Origin of the sequence: Cohnella herbarum, assembly GCF_012849095.1 — a bacterium.
GTDB lineage: Bacteria > Bacillota > Bacilli > Paenibacillales > Paenibacillaceae > Cohnella > Cohnella herbarum.
The window spans coordinates 6873970-6894776 of the sequence record NZ_CP051680.1; the positions used below are offsets into that span (position 1 = coordinate 6873970).

Sequence of the window (20807 nt, forward strand, 5' to 3'; positions counted from 1 at the left end):
TTATCTGGCGGCTAAGCCGTCCTCGATGTTTTTGACCATCTGATCCAAGCTTGTTTTAATGTCGAGGCTCGGATCGTCCCACAGGGAGACGAAGGTCGCTTTCAAAGCTTCCCAAGCCAAGTCCGTTCCGGGAACGGACGACATCGGATGCGAATTCGCGAACTGTTGGAAGAATCCGCTGACGTAAGGATCGTCTTTGATTTTAGGATCCTCTCCGGCTTCTTTATTCGCGGGAATAGCTCCGGTCAGTTCGAAGTTCTTCAGCTGGTTTTCCTTGCTGCTCGCGAAATGGGCGAACAACCGGGCTGCTACCGGGTAGGCCGTGTACGAGTTGACGTAGTAAGATTTGACGCCGGAGAACGAGATCGAATCTTTGCCGTTCGGGAACTTCGGCAGCGGGGCAACGCCGAAATTAACGCTATCCTTGAATGCGGCGACGGACCAAGGACCGTCGATGTTCAGCGCAAGCTTGCCTTCTTTGAACAGCTGCGTCTTGACGTCGTAGGAAATATCGCCCGCGTTCATCGGCAATATTTTCTTGAGCGATCTAAGGAATTCGAAGCCTTGAACGGTGTCTCCCTTGTTGAGGCCAATATCCTTCGCGTTCGTGTTGTTATCTCCGAACATGTAACCGCCGTAACTAGCGATGAACGGATAGGAATAATAGCCGACGAACTCCCACATGATCGTATATTTCTTTTGTTTCGTATCGTTGAACGTGTCGGCGAACGCAATGATCTCGTCCCATGTCTTCGGCGCTTCCGGAAACAGGTCCTTGTTGTAGAACATGGCGTAAGTTTCAACCGATTTCGGGTAGCCGTACAGCACTCCGTTCTGCGAGGATGCGGTAATGGCCGTCTCCACGTTCGCGTTCCGAGTCTCTTCTTCGAAGACGTCGTTCGGAAGCAACAATCCCGCTTTGACCGCCAAACCGATCTGATCGTGCGGCAGGGTCAGAATATCCGCCGCCGTCTTGGACGGCCCGTCGGTCGACAGGCGCGAACCTTGGTCGCCTCCGGCCACTTGCTCGACCGTCACGGGAACCCCGTATTCCGCTTCGAACGCCGCGCCGATTTCTTTCATGTATTCCAACTGCTCAGGGGCTTCCCATACGACGAGCTTGGCACCGGGCTCCGGAACCAATTCTTCCTCTTCGGCGGCCTGGCTGGCCGATTCGGTAGCAGGCGGAACCGTAGCCGAGGCGTTTTCGCTTGCCGGAGCGGATCCGTTATTGTCGCCATTGCCTCCTCCGCAAGCCGCCAGCATGATTACGAGAGTGAAACAGACGAGCGCGGAACCCCATTTTTTAATAGCCATTCTTAAGCCACCCTTTCGTTTCTTTGTCATTTCCTTAGCCGTAGTCCCATCCACAACGACAAAAAAGAGCACAACCTCTTCGCCACGTAAGTGCCGAGGTTGTACCCCTAAAGGTAACATCGCCTTCATATTGTCCTTGATTGGTTAAATCATACGATAGCCATAAAAGCGTTTGCAAATCGAAAATGAGCTGGAATTTAGAGGTTTACAAGCGTTTATCTAGCTTTAACTAGAGATTACTTCGTTTTTTAGGGGTTTTTCTCGCGAAATTGATTTTTTATCGCCCGTGCCGAATAGGCAAGGATACAATCCATGGCGAGGCGTTCGTCATATACCAATTGAAGGTTTGATAGAGCTCGGAAAGGTGGATTGGATCATGGCATGCGTACAATTTGTGGCGCCTACGGTCGGCCGGAGGCTGAAGACAACCGACGTGATCGTCGTTCAAACGAATACCGGGCGGAAAGCCGGAAGTTCCACGAACGGCTTCACGGGGTACGTCCGGTCTTCTTGGCCAACCTAATTACGAGAGGGAAGTTTAGACCGGCAAGCATCGAGCTCATTCCGCTTAAGACAGGGAGCGTGCGCATCGGTACCCGGTTAACGGGCTTCGCGGCGAGCGGCAACCGTTTGCCGGGCGAAGGCTTCGTTCCGAAGTATCGCGGCAAGGTTTCTGTTTCCGAGACGATCGACTGCGGTTGCATGAGGAGGAAGACGGTAAGCAAGATCGTAAAGCAATCGATATGGCAGCGATAGAAGAGACGAGACGGAAAGCTCCCTATTTACGTCAGACCTGCTCGTTTTGCTTCAAAGTTGACCTTTCTGAAACACAGATCAGGAATAACGTTACGACATCACTCTATTTCGCGCTACAGATAGAATGAGCATGGAATAACATTATGCCATCACTTTATTATCATCGTTACTTAGATTTGCAAGTAGTTTAGGTGAAATAACGTTATCATGTCACTCTATTTCGAGTAACCGATCAAATTGATCAAGGAATAGCATTATGCCATCACCTTATTGCTTCGACACAAGATCCGAATTTCGACAAGGTCGCGCTCTACGCGAACAGACTGATCGGAATCGGCGTCATGATCGCGGGAGACGTCATTTTCAAGCTGAAGTAAGTCGGTCACCGGAGACGGCTGGAGATTGACTCGCTACGCGAACTCCCGCTTGTCGCGGTATTCGTTAGGCGTAATGCCGGTTAAGTTCTTGAACACTTTGAAAAAATACTTCTCGTCGGAGAAGCCGATCTTGGTCGCGACTTCATAGATTTTGTATTGCGGGTCTTGCAGCAACGCCTTGGATTTCTCGATTCGCAGCTTCTGTACGTAGTGGACGAAGCTGATGCCGGTTTTCTTCTTGAAGAGGGTGCTGAAGTAACTCGGATTCATGAAGATTCTGTCGGCCGCGGAACGTAGCGTAATGTCCTGATCGTAGTGATGCTCCAAGTATTTGATCGTAAAAGAGATGGCGTTGCTATCGTAAGCGACGCTTCGATTCGTTGACGTCGCTCGCAGAACTTCGGCGAATCTTTGCTTCACGAGGGCTTTGAATTCGTCGAGATCGACCGATCCGCGGTACATGCGAGTGAGGTCGGAATGGGTCCGAGAATTCCAGTCCTGCTCCTTGGCGCCGGTGAATTCCGAATAGACGAGCAAGTTGTAGAGCGTATCCGCGACGAAGCTGGGAGTAACGTCGGTTTGCTGGCGAACGAACCTAAACCAGCCGTCGAGCGCTTCCGCGAGCGCGCGCGGATTGCCATCGTGAAGGGAGCTGCGGACGGTTTGCAAGAACACGTTCGGCGCCTGCGACGGAGGGGCATGAGGAACGGTTTCCTTGTAGTAAAAATGGCGAACCGCCGGGCGTAGCAACCTAAAGTCCAGCGCATAAGCGGATTGCTTGATCAGGCGTTGGAGATCTTCCGTACGGTCCGAATATTCGCTTATTCCTATCGTTGCGATCGGAGATCCGGAAAGATCGGCCTCCGCGATCAAACCTTGCAAGGCGGAATGCAGCTGGCGGCCGGCCAACCAAGCGGCATCGTCGCTTCCGATGAGCAGCAGGACATGGCCGGGCTCCGATTCGCAGGCGGCCAATACGCGATAAGTTTGCCGGTTGGTCTCGTCGATCCGTTCGATGAGCTCGGAAACATCCGATCCGTTACTCCCTACATGGACAGTGACGGCAAGGCGGTATCGCGAGCCTGTCGGAATTCGGGCCGACGAGAGCAGCGATTCTATGTCGGATACGGTATGGCTTCCTCTGGCGATCTCCCGGAGCATACGTTCCCCAGGCGATTCGCGGCGTTCCGCGGGCCGATTCGCAGCGGACGGATTCGGTTGCTCGGAGTCTAGCTGCGAGATGAGCTTGGTCAGCGCCTCATGCAGATTTTTCTTCTTGATCGGCTTCAGCAAGTAGTCGCTGACTCCAAGAGATATCGCTTGCTGAGCATAGGCAAACTGCCCGTATCCGCTCAAGATGATCGTCTTGGCGCGAAGGCGGGCATGCGGAAGCGCTCGAATGAGCTCCAACCCGTCCCCGTCGTCCATCTTAATATCGGTCACGATCATGTGTACGTCTTGGCGGCTAATGATCTCAAGCGCTTCCTTGCCGCTCGATGCCTCGAAGACGGTCCCGATGGATAATTCCATCTCTTGAATGATCTTCTTGATTCCCGCGCGGATAATGTCTTCGTCCTCCACGATCAACAAACCGTACATGATCTTCACCTCGCCTCTAAGATGTCGCTCCGACGGGTAACGTTAACGTTACGACGGTGCCATGGTCTCGCGAACTGTCTATTTCCATTTCGGCCGCGGCTCCGAAGAAATACTGGATTCGGTCGCGGACGTTCACAAGCCCTACGCCTCCCGAACGCCCGGTTTCCTTGCTTTTCTCCTGTTCGGCTGCCTTGAGATTCCGCTTATCGGGCGGCTGGGATAACTGCGAACGGATTTCGTCCAGCCGTTCGGGATCGATGCCTCTGCCGTTATCCATGATCGCGCAATGGATCTGATCTTCTCGCTCCTCGATAACGATCTCGATCGAAAGATGGCCGCTAATGCCCTTCATGCCATGGATGATGCAATTCTCGACGATAGGCTGCAGCAGCAAATTCGGAATCCGGTACGATTGGAGCGGGTCCGGAACGGACACGTTCAGGGAAACCCGTTGGTTGAGCAGCAGATTCTGGATTTGCACGTAATCGTGAATATGTTCGATCTCCGTTGCGAGCGCAACGGGTTCTTTGCCGTTGTAAATGTTGTACCTCATAATGCTGCCGAGCGCCGTAATCGCGTCGGACAGCTTCGGCTGATCTCCGGTTTCGGCCATCATGCGCAGCGTCTCCAACGTATTGAACAGGAAGTGGGGATTAATCTGCGCTTGCAGCGCTTTAAGCTCCGCTTCCTTCTGCGAGACTTGGGACTTGTACACGCGGTTGATTAATTCATCGATTTGCCCGGCCATGGAGTTGATGTTCAAGGCTAGCCAATCGACTTCGTCCTCGCCATGGACTGGGATGCGAACTTGGAAATTACCGTTCTGGATTTTGCGGACGTTGCCGACGATCCGCACGATTTTCCGAATCAGAAGCCCGGCCAGCAAGAACGAGATCGCGGCGAGCATGACGACAAGGAATACGATCAGGAGAAGAAATACGTTTCTCGTCTTGATCCAGGGACTGTCGATCTCGGAATGCGGAACGAGCCCGACGAGGGAAGCATGCAGCCGCTCGATCGGTTTGACGACGTAACGGTAGGACGAGCCTTCATAAGTTATATCCCCGTACCCCGCGACGGTAAAATCGATCTGGCGGAAGGAGGAATGCTCCGTTACTTCCTTGGAGAACTCCATCGCGGCCGGCGGGGCCGACAGGAGCCCTCCTTTCCAATCGACGGCGAGCACGCCTCCGGATTGCGACAAAGACATCGCGCCGGATTTCGAGAAAAAATGGCCGATGTCGATCTCGAATTCCAAATACGAGGTTTCGTCCGCGAAGTCTTCGTTAATCGGGTAGAACATCGAGAAGACGGGATTTTTCGTCTTTTTGCCGTAAGGATAGTCTCTTTGGTTATGCCAGCTTTCCCAGTAAGGGTAGGTCGTCTTGATCCGCTCTTGCATTTCCCGGAACCAAACCTGTTCGGAGAACAAGGATACGGGCAGGAAGAAATCGCTTTCAGGAAGCGTTTCGTTAACGGTAAAAAACCGGAAATCCCCGACGTCCTGATGAGTCGCTTCGAACCAAGAGAGCAAGGATTGAATCGAAGTGTTCATTACGTCGATGAGCTCGGACTGGTCGTAATATCTCTTGAGCAGCGCTTTTTTCAAAACGATGTTCGTGGAGATTAGATAGCCGGTTTTCTCGATATCGTCGATGTCTTTGTCTATAGCCGATTCCAACTGGCTCATCGACTGATCGATCAACTGAAGCCGCTCCCCGCGTACGGGCACGATGACTTCGTTGTAGATCCATGCCGCGCTGATCGATACGGGAATCAAGACGATCAGGATGTACGAGAGGAACAATTTGGACTTGAAGCTGAACCTTCGAAGCCTTCTCGGAAGCACGGTTAATCGCATGCAGCATCACCTGTCTTCATTGTAGGGGAAGCGGATATATTCGTCCATAAGGCTATTATTGGCTGGAGCAAAGACCTAGAAATAGTCGACTAAACCTAAAGATATTCTCCTGATTCGGTTAAAGAAAGCGCCTACAATAAAGCCATGGCCTTGCCAAACGAACAGCAAAGAGTAGAAAGGGGGATTCCGGATGCACCTTCTGAAGAAGAAGCAACCTCGCGGATGGGATAACCAATTGATCCTGCAATTGATGATTTTGCCGGCCTTATTAACCTTACTGATTTTCAGCTATCTTCCGATGTTCGGAATCGTAATCGCGTTTAAGGATTACAACGTGCTCGACGGTTTGTTCGGGGGACGGTGGATCGGTTTCGATCATTTCCGGGAAATGTTCGGCGACGAACGGTTTCACACCGCATTGCGTAACACGTTGGGGATGAGCTTCATCAAGCTCGTCATCACTTTCCTCGCGCCGGTCCTGTTCGCTCTGATCTTGAACGAGATTCCTCTGGCTAGATTCAAGAAGTGGACGCAGACGCTGACGACGCTGCCTCACTTTCTATCGTACGTCATTATTGCCACGTTAACGATGATCTTCCTTGATCCGAAGGGGATCATCAACGGCATCCTTCAGGGATTAGGCATCACGAGCCAACCGATCGAGTTCCTCTCCGAGCCGAGCCATTTCTGGTCGTTGGCTGCTTCTCTCGACCTGTGGCAGGAAACCGGGTGGGGAGCGATCATCTACTTGGCGGCGATTACCGGCATCAATACGGAAATCTACGAAGCCGCGAAGGTGGACGGCGCAGGCCGACTTAGAACGATCTGGCATATTAATCTGCCGGCGATCAGAGGCACGATTATGGTGCTGCTGATCCTCAACATCGGAAGTATTATCTATGGCGGATCGAATTTTAACCAGTCTTATTTGCTAGGAAACGTGTTTAACCGGGATACGTCCTATGTGCTCGGCTACTATACGCTCGATAACGGTTTGTTGCAGATGAGGTACGCTTTCGCTACGGCGGTCGACTTATTCCAATCGTGCGTGTCGTTGATCTTGCTGCTGGCCGCCAACTGGGGCGCCAAAAAACTCAACGGAAGCAACATTTTCTAGAAAGGGGAGGAACCCTCATGAACGCGATCAAGCTGACTTGGGAAGATAAAGCGGTGAATATCGCCGCGGTGCTTCTGTCGCTTATTATGGTCATCGCGACCGCTTATCCCCTGTATTACGTCTTGATCAATTCTCTTAACGACGGCGCGGATGCGGCAAGCGGCCATATCTATTTCTATCCGCGGCAGTTTTCCTTGGAAAATTATTCGATGGTATTCAAGCAAAATTATTTGATTACCGGCCTCGCCATGTCCGCTGCCCGAACGATCGTCGGAACGGTTGCGGCGGTGCTCGTAACCGCGATGGCGGCCTATGCGCTAACGAAAGAAAACCTGAAATTCAAGAAGCTGTATCTCGCGCTCGCGATCGTTACGATGTACTTCTCCGGAGGTTTGATCCCGCTGTACTTCGTCTTGAACGAGCTCCATTTGCTTAATAACTTTTTAGTGTATATTCTGCCTTCGCTATTCACGTTCTTTCATTGCTTACTGTTCATGGCGTTCTTCCGCGAATTGCCGAAAGAGCTGTATGAATCCGCGTACATGGACGGGGCGAACGATCTGTTTATTTTCTTCAAGATCGTGATTCCGCTCTCGATGCCCGTCGTGGCCACGATCTCGCTGTTCGTCGGGGTAAACCATTGGAACGATTACTTCGTGCCGTCCTTCTTCATATCGAAGGAGAGTCTCCAGACGTTGCCGGTTATCTTGATCCGATTGCTCTCCTTGAGCGAAGCCCAGCAGCAAATTCAACAATACTTGGGCAATCACCAATCGAAGGTGACGATGGAGTCGCTGCGTTACGCAACGCTCTTCGTCTCGATCTTGCCGATTACGCTTCTCTATCCTCTGGTACAACGGTTTTTCGTGAAAGGAATGCTAGTCGGATCCATTAAAGCTTAGCGGATCCGTAACCGGACGGTTTTGGCTCGCTGGCTTCTTGGAAGGCCGGCAAGTTAAAATAAATAGATACTCTAGGAGGTCATACCGAATGACGAAGACGAAGAAGAGCTTATCATGGGTTATCTGCATGTTCTTGATGGTAGGACTGCTCGCAGCATGTTCCTCGAACAACAAAGAAGAAGCATCCCCATCGCCGGCATCGTCCGGATCCGAATCGCCGAGCGCGTCGGCGCCGGCATCATCGGAAGCTTCTCCCGAAGCTCCGTCGACCGAGCCGATCACGTTCGACATGTTCGTGAATTTCTCTTGGTACGCGCTTAGCTGGGCAGATCCGGCAGCGAAGAGCATTACGGATAAAACGGGAGTTTCTCTCAATATTACGAAGCCGGTATCCGACGACAATCAGAAAATGAACATCATGCTGTCGAACCGGGAGTTGCCGGATTTCGTGCTGCTCGATAAATCGGATCCCGCGTTGCAGCGGATGATCGAAGGCGAAATGCTCTATTCTCTCGAAGAATTGATCGATCAGTACGCTCCCGAGATGCGGGACGTTCTGCCGAAAGAAGCATTGACCAACTATAAGGCGAAAGACGGCAAAACATACGCGCTCGTCAGCTTCATCGAAGGCGAACAATATGTCGAAGCCGCCAAGAAGTACAACGCGCTAATCGGCTCCAACCAACCGACTTGGTCGATCCGCCAAGACTATTGGGAAGAAATCGGCAAACCGGATATCAGCAATCCGGACGCGTACATCGCGGCTCTTGAACAGATTAAAGCGAAGAACAAGGACAAGATCGGGTTCTACACGAACGCGAACAACATTCCTAACTCCAAGCACTTGACGGAGAGCGGCGTCGTCACGCTCGGTACCTCCGCGATGTTCGGCGCGACAGCTCTCGTGAAGGACGGAGACGCCATTAAATCCGGCCTAAGAAGCCCGGAATACCAGAACGTCATTAAGTTCTTGAACAAGATGTCGACCAAAGGGTTGCTGACCAAAGACTCTTACATCGATTCGAAGGATATTTTCACGCAGAAAATCAACAACGGCGACGCGGTCTCCTACGCGTTCACGATCGGGGACGGAACGAAGGTGCCGGCGGATAACCCGAACACTTCCTATACGGTCATGGCTCCGTTCCCTTCCTACAAGCAGGTGCGCGACGGAAGCGGATGGACGGCCATCGCCATTCCGAAGACGAACAAAGATCCTAAGCGGGCGATCCAGTTCCTGTCCCTCCTGTCCTCCGAAGAAGGCCACAAGCTGACCAAATGGGGAGTCGAAGGCGAGACGTACGTAGATGCCGCGCAAGGTCCGCACTACCATATGGTAGACGGCAAAGCGACTTACTTGCCTGCTTATTGGGCGGATAAACAGAAGGATTGGTCCGGCGTCGCGGAGAAAAACGGTCTTTCCGAGTATTGGCTGACGGCTAACTCGACTTGGTGGAACGGACCGGAGTGGGATGCGGCGGATCCGATCTTCACGGAGTATAACAAAATGTTCGCTAGCCATGTAGAATACAATCCGTCTATGGCGGGCATTACGCTCGACTCGACGACGAAGATCGGCATCGTGGAGAAGAAAATTATCGATCTGTATTCCAGCTACTACTCCAAGATCATTTTCGCCAAAGACGAAGCAACGGCTCTGAGCCTCTACGCCGAATTCATCGAAAAAGCGGATAAGCTTGGATTGGCGGAAGTCGAGCAAGCTTGGACGGACCTATATAAAGCGAAAACGGCGAATCAATAATCGGAGGACACGGCATGCAACGCATTCTAGAGCATCATTACGACATCGAAGGTTTGCCGAACGGTGCCGCGTATTCCCTTGATAAGGTTAGCGAGGCGGAAGGTCTCGAACGGGTGACGATCAAGCTGAGTTTCCCCGAAGCGGCCGTCCCGCCGGTTATCCGGTTGAAGTGGAGTCATCCGATTCGAGATATCCAGCATTTCTGGCATCCGGGTTCCGGCAGGAACAGGGGGCTGTCCGCGGATTGGGCAACGGGTTTCAAGACGCGGGCGACTTACAACGCGCCGGTCGGCTGCCTGTTCAACAACACGGGCAGAAATCGGTTGACGTTCGCTTTCTCGGACGCGTTAAATCCTTTGATATTAAAGGCGGGCGTAAACGAGGAAACGGCCGTATTCCATTGCGAGGTAACTCTATTCGGAGAGCAAGCGGCTCCGATTGACAATTATGAAGCGGTTCTCACGGTAGATACCCGGGATATTCCGTATTACGAGGCACTAGGCGCGGTCGAACGATGGTGGAGCGAGATGCCGGGCTATAAGCCCGCGTCCGTTCCCGAAGTCGCGCGAGTTCCGATGTATTCGACTTGGTACAGCTTTCATCAGCGCTTGAATCCGGACGAGATAGAAGAGCAATGCCGGTTAGCTCTCGCATTGGGATGCGGGGCCGTTATCGTCGATGACGGCTGGCAGACTTCGGATAATAACCGGGGATATGCGTATTGCGGAGACTGGAAGGTAAGCGAGGACAAAATTCCGGCGATGAAGGCGCACGTGGCGAGGGTTCATGAACTCGGCATGTCCTATCTGCTATGGTATTCGGTTCCTTTCGTCGGGAAGGAAAGCCGCGCTTGGCGCGCCTTGCAAGACAAGATGCTCTACGTGAACGAGGAGCTTGGCGCCGGTATCGTCGATCCAAGGTATCCTCAAGTGAGGGAATATTTGATCCGTACGTACGAGAACGCGGTAACCGAATGGGATCTGGACGGGTTAAAGCTCGACTTCGTCGATACTTTCCGCTTGCCGGAGCGTTCCGGCAACGCGGGGGGAGCGGGTTCGGAGGGCGGTTCGGGGGCCGGTTCCGGGGCGGAAGCGCACCCCGAGATGGACTACGTATCCGTGCCCGAAGCGGTCGACCGGCTTCTAAGCGACATCATGCTTCGGCTTCAAGCGGTCAAACCGGACATCATGATCGAGTTCAGACAAAGCTATACCGGACCTCTCATGCGGAAGTACGGGAATATTTTCCGGGCGACGGACTGTCCGAGCGATTCGCTTACGAACCGCGTCCGCACGCTTGATCTCCGGCTCGTCTCCGGCGATACGGCCATACATTCGGACATGGTCATGTGGCATCCGGAAGAGCCCGTCGAATCCGCGGCTTTGCAGATCGTTAACGTGTTGTTCTCGGTTCCGCAAATCTCGGTGATGATCGATCGGCTGCCGGCCGAACATCGGGAAATGCTCGCTTTCTGGTTACGATTCTGGCAGGAGCATCGCGAGGTTTTACTGGACGGCAAGCTAGAGCCCGCTCATCCGGAGATGCTCTACCCGCTCGTAAAAGCTTCGTCGGACAAATATGTTTTGTACGCGTCTTATAGCCGGGAAGTCGTAAGTTTGGAAGCGGGAAGACGGTCGACGATTCTGGTCAACGGGACGTTATACGATCGCATCGCGATCGAAGTCCGGACGGATATGGGGAAAAGCAGGCTGCGCATTCGAAACTGCAAGGGCGAGCTGATCGACGAGCGGACGCTGGAGCTAGGAGAAGGGCTTCATTCGATCGCGGTTCCGCCGGCGGGATTGGTTACGATCGATCCGGCATAAGGCGCGGATATAGAGAGAGAAAGACGACGTCGCATGCGAAGAGGTGCAGGGAATGTATGAGAACGGAATTCGGGATGCGGCATCGTTCGGGATCGAGCCCGATACGGGATTGGACGCGACCGGGAAAATACGAGAGTTTATCCGCTCGGGGTTGGAGAGCGGGGCGCATACTTTTCGATTCAAGCGAGGTCGTTACGAGATCGCGGACGGAGAAGCGATTCGCGATTTCGACTCGATGATGGAAGGGAAAGGCTCCTGGGACTTGGGAGACAATCGGGATAGCAAACATATTCTAATTCGCGCGGACGGAACGGAGAGGATCGTTCTTGATTTTCAAGGCTCGACCTTGATGTTCCATGGTCTGATTCAACCGTTCTTCTTCCGCGGCTGCAAGCAAGTGGAAATACGGAACGTCCAAATGGATTGGGCCAGACCTCCGTTCTCGCAAGGGGAAATCGTGTCCGTCCACGAAGAAGGATTCGATATCCGGTTCGACTGGGAGTATCCCGTTCGTTCAGGAACGCCTATCTCGGCGTTGATCGACTACGTTCCGGACAGCTCGCATCCGATTCGGGGAACGGTAGACTGGTTCCACATCGCCGAACGTACGGAACTCGTGGAGCCGCAGACGCTGCGCGTGACTTTGAAGGAGCGTTTCCGTTCGATCGCGCGGGGAGAGATTCAAGGCAGAGCCGCACCGGTTCCCGGAATGCGCGTCGTCGTTCGCCATGTGATGAATTACAAGGCAGCATTCCTGTTCTTCGAATGCGAGGATGTCGTGATGGATCGGGTAACCGTCTATGCGGCGCCGGGAATGGGCGTCATCGGTCACGGCTGCGGAGACGTAAAGATGCGCGGCTTGCGCATTATGAGACGGCCGGGCAGCGGTCGCGTCATGAGCGCGAACACGGATGCGACGCACTTCATCGGGTGCCGCGGGAAGATCGATTTCGACGATTGCTTGTTCGAAGGAATGGGAGACGACGCGACGAACGTGCACGGCTTCTACTTGACCATTAGAGGTCGTGGGGGGCTAGGTGAGCTCTTCTGCGGAATCGATGCGGACATTCAATCCGAATATCCGGAAATTCCGGCGGTAGGGGACATCATCGAAGTGACTCGGCGCAGCACGTTAAAACCTTATGCGACCCTGACTGTAAGTAGGGTTGAAGCGAGTCTTAGCGGAGAGGTCGCATTGCGGTTTGTCGAACCGCTCCCGGAAGAGATTGTACCGGGCGATCTACTGGCTAACGTCTCTCGCGTCGCCGCTTTGCGCTTCCGCAACAGTATCGTTAGGAATAACCGAGCGCGCGCGATCCTCGTTCAGACCCGTCACGTCGAAATCGCGGATAACACTTTCGACCACTGCACGGGGACGGCGATCCACGTCAATTGCGCCGACTACTGGAAGGAGTCGGTAGCGACGGAGGACGTGACCGTTACGCGGAACACGTTCATCTCCTGCGGTTACGGAGCGGGTACTTACCGCGAGACGTCCGCGCTCGCGCTGATGACGGAAAGCGAAAGCGTCGAATGCGGCGTTCATCGGGCGTTCGCGTTCACCGATAACGTCGTATACGGTAACGGCCGCATCGGCGTAAGTCTCGGCGCGTTAAGCGGCGGTTTGCTGCGAGGCAACCGCTTCGAGAACGCCGGCGAAGCCATCTCTATTCAACGGGATACTTGCGAGCATATCGTAGTCGAGTAGGAATAGGAAAACCCCCGAAGAGCAGCGCTCTTCGGGGGTTTTTGCAGGTTTTATGGCGCTTTGGTGGCGGATTGAGAAGCACACAGCTTCTCGGTTAACCAATTAGACCGCTACCAGCGGCTTGCAGCACGAAGTTCCTCGGTTTTCAACCAATTAAACCGCTGCCAGCGGCTTACAGCACACAGTTCCTCGGTTTTCAACCAATTAGACCGCTACCGGCGGCTTGCAGCACGAAGTTCCTCGGCTCCAATTAATGTTGGCGGTGTGCTGCCTATCCGGCTGTTTAGATAAGGTACTCTCAGTGCGCTTCACGGATCGTTGGCCAACTTTCGGCGGAGATAAGGTACTCTCAGTGCGCTTCACGGTTCGTTGGCCAACCTACGGTGGGGTGTAAGGTACTCTCAGTGCGCTTAGCGGATCGTTGGCCAGCTTTCGGCGAGTGTAAGGTACTCTCAGTGCGCTTCACGGATCGTTGGCCAACCTACGGTGGGGTGTAAGGTACTCTCAGTGCGTTTCGCGGATCGTTGGCCAACCTACGGCCGGGTGTAAGGTACTCTCAGTGCGCTTCAAGGATCGTTGGCCAACCTACGGCGGGGTGTAAGGTACTCTCAGTGCGCTTCACGGATCGTTGGCAAACTTTCGGCGAGTGTAAGGTACTCTCAGTGCGCTTCACGGATCGTTGGCAAACTTTCGGCGAGTGTAAGGTACTCAGTGCGCTTCACGGATCGTTGGCCAACATTCGGCGAGTGTAAGGTACTCTCAGTGCACTTCACGGATCGTTGGCCAGCTTTCGGCGAGTGTAAGGTACTTTCATTCAGTGCGCTTCACAGATCATCCCCCAAACTACGGCGGAGATAAGGTACTCTAAGTGCTCTAAGCAGATCGTCCCCCAAACTGCTGCTAAGACAAGACATTCTCTAATTCTAACGCCGAACAAGGCGAGCAGCTTACTGAGGCTCTTCCTTGAACTGGCTCAGGAACGGCTTTGGAACGTCCGTCTCGAAACGCATGAGCTTGCCTGTGACCGGATGTTCGAAAGCGAGCACGCGCGCGTGAAGGCCTAGCCGCGAGAACGGCTTTGTCTTTGCGCCGTATTTTTTGTCGTTGGCGACTGGGTGGCCGAGATCCTGCATGTGCACGCGGATCTGGTTTTTGCGTCCGGTTTCCAGATGAACTTCCAGCAACGAATAGTTACGGCTGGCTCGCAGCACCTTATAGTGCGTTACGGCATGTTGTCCGTCGTTGGGCGTGTGGCTGGAATACATTTTCAGAGTCGAGGTTTCCCTCAACCAGGAGGTAATGGTGCCTTGGGTTTTCTTGACCATGCCTTCGACCAACGCGACATACATGCGCTCCTTGACGATATCTTTCCATCCGTCCTGCATTTTCTGCTGAACCTGCTCGCTCTTGGCGAACATCATTACGCCGGACGTTTCCCGGTCCAAGCGGTGCAAGACGAAAATCCGATTCTGGGGATGGGTAATCCGAACATGGGCAGTGAGTTGGCGATATGCGGTCAGCTCGGTTTCCTGCTCCGTCGCGATGGACAGCAATCCGGCATCCTTATTGATGACGATAATGGCATCGTCTTCGTATAGAATCTTAAGTCCGACTAGCAGCGGGGCAACCGTATTGCGATCTTTACGCACGGTTACGACTTGTCCGGGCTTGAGCGGATGGTTATAGAGCTTCTCGACTCTGTCGTCTACCGAGATTTGTCCGTGGGCGAGCAACGACTTGACGGAGTTCCGTCCTTGCGGAGCCAGCTTAACGAGCAAGAAGGCTAGGAGCTCGCCGTCTTCCGCTACCTTGAATTGTCTCGGAGGCGCTGAGTTCCTGTGATGAGCCCCGGCTTCTTTTTTGCCTGCGAAGCGGGGGGCTTTCGTTCCTTTTTTCATAGAGAATTTACAATTCCTTTCGCGTATCGCGCCATGTCTTGTGGGACAATTATAACCTATTTCTTAACGGTCATGAAATTTACCGTATAGGAAATCGTTAAATCTTTCCCGTCTTTGGATTGCAAACCTAGAACTTGCACCTTGAAGCGATCTCCCGCCCTATATCCGACGATGCCGTCCGGACGGAAAATGATCGCGGATCCCGTACCGTACCCGGTATTTTCCACGTTAAAATAAGCTCCCTTGCCCGTTACCTTTCCGTTTTTCGAATTCAATTTCCACGTTCGATTATCTTTTAGTCTCGTTAAGGATACTTTAACGTTTTTCTTCTCGGGTTTCTTGAACTTGTCCATATTCAAGCTAATCGACCAAGCTTGATGAGGGCCGAAAACTTCTATTGGAAAGGGGCTTTCTCCGGGATAGGCAACGAAGTTATGTTCGAGTTTCTTATTCCCGCTTGTATCGAACACTTGCAAGGCGGAGTAGGTCCACTCGTCCTCGCTCTCGGCTAAACCGATCCCGACGAACTTAAGCGGGGGATTCAGTATCCATCGCCGGTGACCGAGTACGGATAAGTTATAAGTATCGGAATCATCCATATAAGCATTGATCGATCGGGTTACGATATGGCCGTCATATCCGAAAGAAGCATAGATGTTGGCGCTGGAAGTGGATTCGTAGCCTTTGCCATAGAAATCCTTAGACATGTCGGCGGGTTTCTTCGGCGTATGGCTGAAGTTGTCTTCCGCGGCGAGCAAGACGGAACCGAATTGCGCTTGAACATTAAGTGGTTTCGTTGCGGTAATATTATCCGAAAGCCCGCTGATAAACCGGTAAAAGTTAATCGCGTTCACGCCGTCTTGGATGTAGTCCGTCTTTAGAGAACCGGGAGAATAGGGCGCGGATACGGATGGCATGTCGATGTAAGGCTCGCGATCGTCGGGTGAAGACATTCGTTTCTTCCATTGGGCTGCGATCTGCTGGGGCGTCCGAATGGGAAGTCCGCTATCTATGGCGGAAGCGGCAGCGGCAACGCTAACGGCAGATGCCGTGGATGCTGCGGATGCTGGACTAGTATGACCAGGCAAGAGCACCGCTAAGAAAAGAGCTAGAATTAAGGGAATGGCGGATAGCTTTCGATTCATGTTGTCAGCTCGCTTTCGTAGGGGTACATTCTCTATGTGTCGTCCTCTAATCAATTAATTCGCTGCAAAACAAAGTTTTCCTGTCGCATTGACGAGAGTGTGAACACCGTGTATAGTGTGTATATGGATATACACACATGAACACTGTGTCCGCGAGGAGGATCAACCCATGACGGAGCGCAAAGCCGTTAGCTATATCGGAGTTTATTTATGGAGAAGAGAAAGGTTCGGAATGGTTTTCACCTTGTTATTCTCGGTTTATCTGGGCTTCATCATTAGCACAACGGTGGATGCGCTCCTGGATTCGAGTGAAGAGGTTCCCAAATGGTTGAACGTGATGGCAGACTGGATCTACCTGATGATGTTCCCGACATTCGGGATGGTCATGAACAAGGCGGCTTGGGGCATGTGGCGGGACGACTTTTACTCCAAAAGGCTTGCTCATTGGCGTTCGATGCCGATTCCCGCCGCTTCCATCGTGAAGGCGAGAATGCTGCAGAGCGCGATCATGTTGCCTGTTATCGGAACGGTATTCATGGTTCTGCAATACGCGGTAGCGCCTCATCTCAGGGAATCGGTTTCGCCGCTCCAGTGGATCGAGAACGGAATCGTCTGGGCTTGTTACGGGCTTGTTCTCATCGCAGTGTATGTCTGGTTAGAGCTCGGATTCAGCGGCAAATGGTATTGCATTTATTACTTCGGAATCATGTTTCTAATGGCCGTCGTCTCCATCGTCTTGACATGGCAAGGGATCTATTTGTTTCAAGAAGTGCTTGGGATCATCCTGCGAGGATATGGCGGGGTTCTGATCGCAGGAATGGCGATCGCCGCCGGCGCGGCACTGTGGCTCAGCCATCGGATGACGATTAACCGGATCCGCGCAAGGTCGATGCCCTTATGATTCCCGTTAAAGAAAGCGTGGTGAGCTTGTGTGGCTGCCGATACGCATAGATGAACAACGTCCCGAACCGCTTTACCATCAGATCGAGGTGCAGCTTCGCGGGCTTATCCTCGGAGGGCAATTAAAGGAAGGGACGTTGCTTCCGTCGATCCGGGAGCTGGCCGTTTCCTTGAAGTGCAGCGCCATAACGGTAAGGCGGGTGTACCAAGACTTGGAAAACGAGGGCTTGATTCGAACGAGACAAGGAACGGGGACGTTCGTCGCGGGAGTGGAAGAGGTCGCCCGGGACGAACATCGTCTGGAACGCGTCGCGGAAGAGCTCGAGCGGGCGGTGGATGCGGGCTTGCAACTGCAATGCACGTTGGAAGAGATCGAGACGGCTTTCAGGCGGGTAATGGGCAATAAGTCGGAACATAGGAGAGAGGGGCAACCATGACGATAACGGATGCGAATACCGCGATTGCCCTTCGGGGGATTAAGCTGGAGCACGACCGGTTCGTGCTTGGGCCGATCGCCTGCGATATTCCGAAAGGAATGGTCACGGCGATCGTCGGTCCCAACGGGTCGGGCAAGAGCACGCTGTTTCGGGCGCTGCTCGGTCTAGAGCCGATTAAGGACGGAGAAGCCGAAGTGCTCGGAACGAATTTGATCGGGGTACAGGACGACGCGTACAAGAGCCGGATCGGCTTTCTTGCGGAAAACCCGCATGCCCACGAGAGTCATTTTACCGCCGATGAGAAAGCAAAGTTCGCCTCACTATGGTACCCGACCTGGGACTGGGAGAGATACCGCAAGCTATTGCGCCATTTCGACGTCGACGGCGGCATTAAGTTATCGAAGATGTCTAAAGGGATGCGTCGCAAAGTGGAGCTAGCGATCTCGATGGCTCACGATCCGGAGTTGCTGTTGCTGGATGAACCCTCGTCTGGCCTCGACCCTTTCGCTTGGAAGACGATGCTGGAAGAACTCAGGCGTTATATGGAGCCGGGGGACAGGACGCTCGTCCTAGCCACTCATATTATGGAAGAGATCAAGCGCTTGGCCGATTACATCCTGTTCATCTACCGCGGACGCGTTCTCGGCTTGTACGAGAAGGATCGACTGCTGGACGATTGGCGAACGATCGTCGTGCAGAGCGATTACGCGGCGAAGGGCGGCAACGAGCTGTTGGAACGTGTGCCGGGTTTACAAGGCATAGCGGAAGCTGGACCTGGAGTTTATCGGGTCGAAGTGAACGAACCCGAGCAAGGGGAAGCGTATTGCCGCGAGAACGGCTTCCAAGTGCTGGCGGTTCAGCGCATGGAGCTTGAAGATATATTAAGCTGTTTAATTCGAAAGGAGGAAGCTAGACGATGATTTCATTGAAAGTTGATCGCATACTTAAAAACTACGGCGACAAAACGGCCGTAAACCACCTCAGCTTCGAGGTGTCGGAAGGTGAGATATACGGATTGTTAGGCGCTAACGGCGCGGGTAAAACGACTACGATGCGTATGGTTCTGGGACTCATATTGCCTGATCAAGGGGATATCCGTTATCTAGGCAAGCCATACGGACAGGAGCAGCTTAGCATGCTTGGGTATTTGCCGGAAGAGAGAGGCATGTATCCGAAAATCAAAGTCAGCGACCAGATCATCTATCTGGCCCAGCTTCGCGGGATGTCCCGTAAAGATGCCGACCAGAATTTGAAGCGGTGGCTGGAGAAGTTCCAGGTGCCGGAATATTACAACAAGAAGGTAGAAGAGTTATCCAAAGGGAACCAGCAGAAAATCCAATTTATCGCGGCGGTCATTCATAATCCGAAAATTCTTATTCTCGACGAAGCGTTCAGCGGTCTCGATCCGGTCAACGTGGAGTTGTTGAAATCTACGGTGAAGGAGCTTCGCGACGGAGGCACGAGCATCCTGTTCTCTACGCACCGGATGGAACACGTCGAAGAGCTGTGCCGGAACATTACGATCATGCACAAGTCGAATCCGGTGCTGCAAGGCCCGATCAAAGATATAAAGAAGAAGTTCCCGCAAGAAAGAGTCGTCGTCGCTTCCGATGGCGTCATCAATGGATTGGAGTCGATCCCGGGAGTCAGTCAGGTCATCGTTCACGAGCATGGCGGTTACGAGCTTAAAGTAAGCACCCCGGACGCGGGACAACGCATCCTGCAACACGCGATGTCTCAAGGACCGGTCACTCGTTTCGAAATAATGGAACCGACCCTGAACGAAATCTTCATTAAGACGGTAGGTGAGAGCCATGAATAATAGCTTATGGACGGTAATGGGATTTACGATGCGCAATAAGCTGCGTAGCAAATCCTTCATCATCATGACGGCAGTGCTCGCGGTATTGCTAATCGTCGTAGGTAACCTCCCTTATCTGATCGACAAGCTGGGCGGTAGCGGCGACAAGGTAACGAAAGTCGGTTACGCGGCAGGACAGCAGGCTCCGATCATTGAAGGGCTTACGAAATTCTACACGAATATTCCGGAGTCGAACGTCGAGTTGGTCCCTCAGGCTTCCGAAACGGAATTGAAGAGCGCGCTGGAAAACGGGGACGTTAAAGGATACTTGACGTTCGTCGAAGATACCGCCGTCGGTTTCCCGAAGGTAACCTATAACTCGAAGAGCGCGTTCGAAGGCGGCACCGCTTCATCCTTATCCGCCGCGCTTCAGCAGGTTAAGATGGAATTAATCTTAAACGATGGCTTGAACGAAGAGCAAAAGGCGCAATTGTTCGCTCCGGTGTCGTTCGAAACGCAGAAGGTCAGCTTTACGAACGAGGAGGGCAAGACCGAAGAGGAGCAAGGCGTCGCCATCGGCCTTACTTACGTCATGATCATCATGCTGTTCATGGCTGTCATGATAACGGGGCAGCTTATCGCGACCGAAATTACAGCCGAGAAGAGCTCGCGCGTCATGGAAATCATCGTTACGAGCGTCTCGCCGTTAAAGCAGATGTGGGGTAAAATTCTCGGCACTTTCGTCGTCGCCATCATCCAGATCGTCATTCTGATCGGGGCGTTGGTCGCTAACTTAACGTTGCCTCACAACAAGGACATTCTGAAAGACCTCGGTATTAACTTGGGCGATGTTGATCCGATGCTCATGATCTATGCGGGATTCTTCTATCTGGCCGGGTTCTTCCTGTACGCGACATTGTTCGCGGCAATAGGCTCGATCGTCAGCCGTACCGAAGATCTTGGGCAAGCGATCATGCCGATCACGATGCTCACGCTTGTCGGATTTTATATCGCGATATTCGGCCTACAACAGCCGGACAGCACCCTAATGCTCGTGTGCCAATACATTCCGTTCTTCTCTCCGTTCATCATGTTCCTGCGGATCGGAGTAGCGGAGCCGGCATGGTGGGAAATCATTATCTCCATCGGCATTCTGATCGCTTCGATCCTCGCCATCGGTTGGCTTTCTGCGAAGATCTATCGCGTAGGCGTACTGATGTACGGCAAACGGCCTTCGGTTAAAGAAATTATTAAGGCTATGAAGGCTTATAAGGTGTAAGAGGGAAAAATTAATTGAGACATATATTTACGACCAGTTAGATCAACCCTTGATCTGACTGGTTTTTTTTCTAGGAATTGCTTAGTCGAAAGAATACGAGACCAGTAGAGTTTCGAGTCCAT

At 52.9% G+C, this 20807-nt stretch carries 17 protein-coding genes; 12 read left to right on the forward strand and 5 right to left on the reverse strand.

Annotation, left to right across the window (positions count from 1 at the left end):
- Complete coding sequence (locus tag HH215_RS29000) at nucleotides 1–1317, reverse strand: sugar ABC transporter substrate-binding protein (protein ID WP_169283058.1); 1317 nt, start codon at nucleotides 1315–1317, stop codon at nucleotides 1–3.
- A 376-nt stretch (nucleotides 1318–1693) separates the two neighbouring features.
- On the opposite strand from HH215_RS29000, the gene HH215_RS29005 reads away from it, so the two are divergent.
- Both HH215_RS29005 and HH215_RS29010 read left to right on the forward strand, forming a co-directional pair.
- Nucleotides 1694–1840 (forward strand): hypothetical protein, encoded by a 147-nt coding sequence (locus HH215_RS29005; protein ID WP_169283059.1) that lies wholly within the window; start codon nucleotides 1694–1696, stop codon nucleotides 1838–1840.
- The gene (locus HH215_RS29010) at nucleotides 1828–2073 is read left to right on the forward strand and encodes a hypothetical protein (protein ID WP_169283060.1); all 246 of its coding nucleotides are present in this window, start codon (nucleotides 1828–1830) and stop codon (nucleotides 2071–2073) included. The genes HH215_RS29005 and HH215_RS29010 overlap by 13 nt, the downstream gene beginning before the upstream one ends.
- Nucleotides 2074–2483: 410 nt before the next feature.
- Here HH215_RS29010 and HH215_RS29015 read toward each other — a convergent pair whose 3' ends face one another.
- Together HH215_RS29015 and HH215_RS29020 are read right to left on the reverse strand one after the other, a co-directional pair.
- Nucleotides 2484–4049, reverse strand: a complete 1566-nt coding sequence (locus HH215_RS29015; RefSeq protein ID WP_169283061.1) for a response regulator — start codon at nucleotides 4047–4049, stop codon at nucleotides 2484–2486.
- A 16-nt stretch (nucleotides 4050–4065) separates the two neighbouring features.
- Nucleotides 4066–5910 (reverse strand): cache domain-containing sensor histidine kinase, encoded by a 1845-nt coding sequence (locus tag HH215_RS29020; protein WP_169283062.1) that lies wholly within the window; start codon nucleotides 5908–5910, stop codon nucleotides 4066–4068.
- 190 nt (nucleotides 5911–6100) lie between these two features.
- Here HH215_RS29020 and HH215_RS29025 point away from each other — a divergent pair, with 190 nt between their 5' ends.
- The 5 genes from HH215_RS29025 (at nucleotide 6101) to HH215_RS29045 (ending at nucleotide 13225) form a co-directional block, all read left to right on the forward strand.
- Nucleotides 6101–7027 (forward strand): ABC transporter permease, encoded by a 927-nt coding sequence (locus tag HH215_RS29025; protein ID WP_169283063.1) that lies wholly within the window; start codon nucleotides 6101–6103, stop codon nucleotides 7025–7027.
- A 17-nt stretch (nucleotides 7028–7044) separates the two neighbouring features.
- Nucleotides 7045–7929: a carbohydrate ABC transporter permease gene (locus HH215_RS29030; RefSeq protein ID WP_169283064.1), complete on the forward strand. Its 885-nt coding sequence runs from the start codon at nucleotides 7045–7047 to the stop codon at nucleotides 7927–7929.
- An 88-nt stretch (nucleotides 7930–8017) separates the two neighbouring features.
- Complete coding sequence (locus tag HH215_RS29035; protein ID WP_169283065.1) at nucleotides 8018–9691, forward strand: type 2 periplasmic-binding domain-containing protein; 1674 nt, start codon at nucleotides 8018–8020, stop codon at nucleotides 9689–9691.
- A 14-nt stretch (nucleotides 9692–9705) separates the two neighbouring features.
- On the forward strand, nucleotides 9706–11517 hold the full coding sequence (locus HH215_RS29040) for a glycoside hydrolase family 36 protein (protein ID WP_169283066.1): 1812 nt from the start codon (nucleotides 9706–9708) through the stop codon (nucleotides 11515–11517).
- A 52-nt stretch (nucleotides 11518–11569) separates the two neighbouring features.
- On the forward strand, nucleotides 11570–13225 hold the full coding sequence (locus HH215_RS29045) for a right-handed parallel beta-helix repeat-containing protein (protein WP_169283067.1): 1656 nt from the start codon (nucleotides 11570–11572) through the stop codon (nucleotides 13223–13225).
- 947 nt (nucleotides 13226–14172) lie between these two features.
- Here HH215_RS29045 and HH215_RS29050 read toward each other — a convergent pair.
- Together HH215_RS29050 and HH215_RS29055 are read right to left on the reverse strand one after the other, a co-directional pair.
- Nucleotides 14173–15123, reverse strand: coding sequence for an RluA family pseudouridine synthase (locus HH215_RS29050; protein WP_169283068.1), 951 nt, complete (start codon nucleotides 15121–15123; stop codon nucleotides 14173–14175).
- Nucleotides 15124–15179: 56 nt separating this feature from the next.
- Nucleotides 15180–16268 carry a CAP domain-containing protein gene (locus HH215_RS29055; protein WP_169283069.1) on the reverse strand — a complete coding sequence of 363 codons (1089 nt, stop codon included), beginning with the start codon at nucleotides 16266–16268 and terminating at the stop codon, nucleotides 15180–15182.
- A 169-nt stretch (nucleotides 16269–16437) separates the two neighbouring features.
- Here HH215_RS29055 and HH215_RS29060 point away from each other — a divergent pair, with 169 nt between their 5' ends.
- Genes HH215_RS29060 through HH215_RS29080 form a run of 5 tightly spaced genes read left to right on the forward strand, consistent with a single transcriptional unit; the run spans nucleotide 16438 to nucleotide 20685 of the window.
- Nucleotides 16438–17169, forward strand: a complete 732-nt coding sequence (locus HH215_RS29060) for a hypothetical protein (protein WP_169283070.1) — start codon at nucleotides 16438–16440, stop codon at nucleotides 17167–17169.
- A gap of 28 nt (nucleotides 17170–17197) precedes the next feature.
- Entirely contained in the window at nucleotides 17198–17605 is a 408-nt protein-coding gene (locus tag HH215_RS29065; protein ID WP_169283071.1) for a GntR family transcriptional regulator, read from the forward strand.
- The gene (locus HH215_RS29070; RefSeq protein WP_169283072.1) at nucleotides 17602–18525 is read left to right on the forward strand and encodes an ABC transporter ATP-binding protein; all 924 of its coding nucleotides are present in this window, start codon (nucleotides 17602–17604) and stop codon (nucleotides 18523–18525) included. Before HH215_RS29065 ends, HH215_RS29070 begins: the two co-directional genes overlap by 4 nt.
- Nucleotides 18522–19427 carry an ABC transporter ATP-binding protein gene (locus HH215_RS29075; RefSeq protein ID WP_169283073.1) on the forward strand — a complete coding sequence of 302 codons (906 nt, stop codon included), beginning with the start codon at nucleotides 18522–18524 and terminating at the stop codon, nucleotides 19425–19427. Before HH215_RS29070 ends, HH215_RS29075 begins: the two co-directional genes overlap by 4 nt.
- The gene (locus HH215_RS29080) at nucleotides 19420–20685 is read left to right on the forward strand and encodes an ABC transporter permease (protein ID WP_169283074.1); all 1266 of its coding nucleotides are present in this window, start codon (nucleotides 19420–19422) and stop codon (nucleotides 20683–20685) included. Before HH215_RS29075 ends, HH215_RS29080 begins: the two co-directional genes overlap by 8 nt.
- Nucleotides 20686–20807: the final 122 nt, after the last annotated feature.

Bases quoted from the DNA above. Each gene is read 5' to 3' on its own strand.
- HH215_RS29000 (WP_169283058.1), bottom strand. From the start codon at position 1,317: ATGGCTATTAAAAAATGGGGTTCCGCGCTCGTCTGTTTCACTCTCGTA.
- HH215_RS29005 (WP_169283059.1), top strand. From the start codon at position 1,694: ATGGCATGCGTACAATTTGTGGCGCCTACGGTCGGCCGGAGGCTGAAG.
- HH215_RS29015 (WP_169283061.1), bottom strand. From the start codon at position 4,049: ATGTACGGTTTGTTGATCGTGGAGGACGAAGACATTATCCGCGCGGGA.
- HH215_RS29020 (WP_169283062.1), bottom strand. From the start codon at position 5,910: ATGCGATTAACCGTGCTTCCGAGAAGGCTTCGAAGGTTCAGCTTCAAG.
- HH215_RS29025 (WP_169283063.1), top strand. From the start codon at position 6,101: ATGCACCTTCTGAAGAAGAAGCAACCTCGCGGATGGGATAACCAATTG.
- HH215_RS29030 (WP_169283064.1), top strand. From the start codon at position 7,045: ATGAACGCGATCAAGCTGACTTGGGAAGATAAAGCGGTGAATATCGCC.
- HH215_RS29035 (WP_169283065.1), top strand. From the start codon at position 8,018: ATGACGAAGACGAAGAAGAGCTTATCATGGGTTATCTGCATGTTCTTG.
- HH215_RS29040 (WP_169283066.1), top strand. From the start codon at position 9,706: ATGCAACGCATTCTAGAGCATCATTACGACATCGAAGGTTTGCCGAAC.
- HH215_RS29045 (WP_169283067.1), top strand. From the start codon at position 11,570: ATGTATGAGAACGGAATTCGGGATGCGGCATCGTTCGGGATCGAGCCC.
- HH215_RS29050 (WP_169283068.1), bottom strand. From the start codon at position 15,123: ATGAAAAAAGGAACGAAAGCCCCCCGCTTCGCAGGCAAAAAAGAAGCC.
- HH215_RS29055 (WP_169283069.1), bottom strand. From the start codon at position 16,268: ATGAATCGAAAGCTATCCGCCATTCCCTTAATTCTAGCTCTTTTCTTA.
- HH215_RS29060 (WP_169283070.1), top strand. From the start codon at position 16,438: ATGACGGAGCGCAAAGCCGTTAGCTATATCGGAGTTTATTTATGGAGA.
- HH215_RS29070 (WP_169283072.1), top strand. From the start codon at position 17,602: ATGACGATAACGGATGCGAATACCGCGATTGCCCTTCGGGGGATTAAG.
- HH215_RS29075 (WP_169283073.1), top strand. From the start codon at position 18,522: ATGATTTCATTGAAAGTTGATCGCATACTTAAAAACTACGGCGACAAA.
- HH215_RS29080 (WP_169283074.1), top strand. From the start codon at position 19,420: ATGAATAATAGCTTATGGACGGTAATGGGATTTACGATGCGCAATAAG.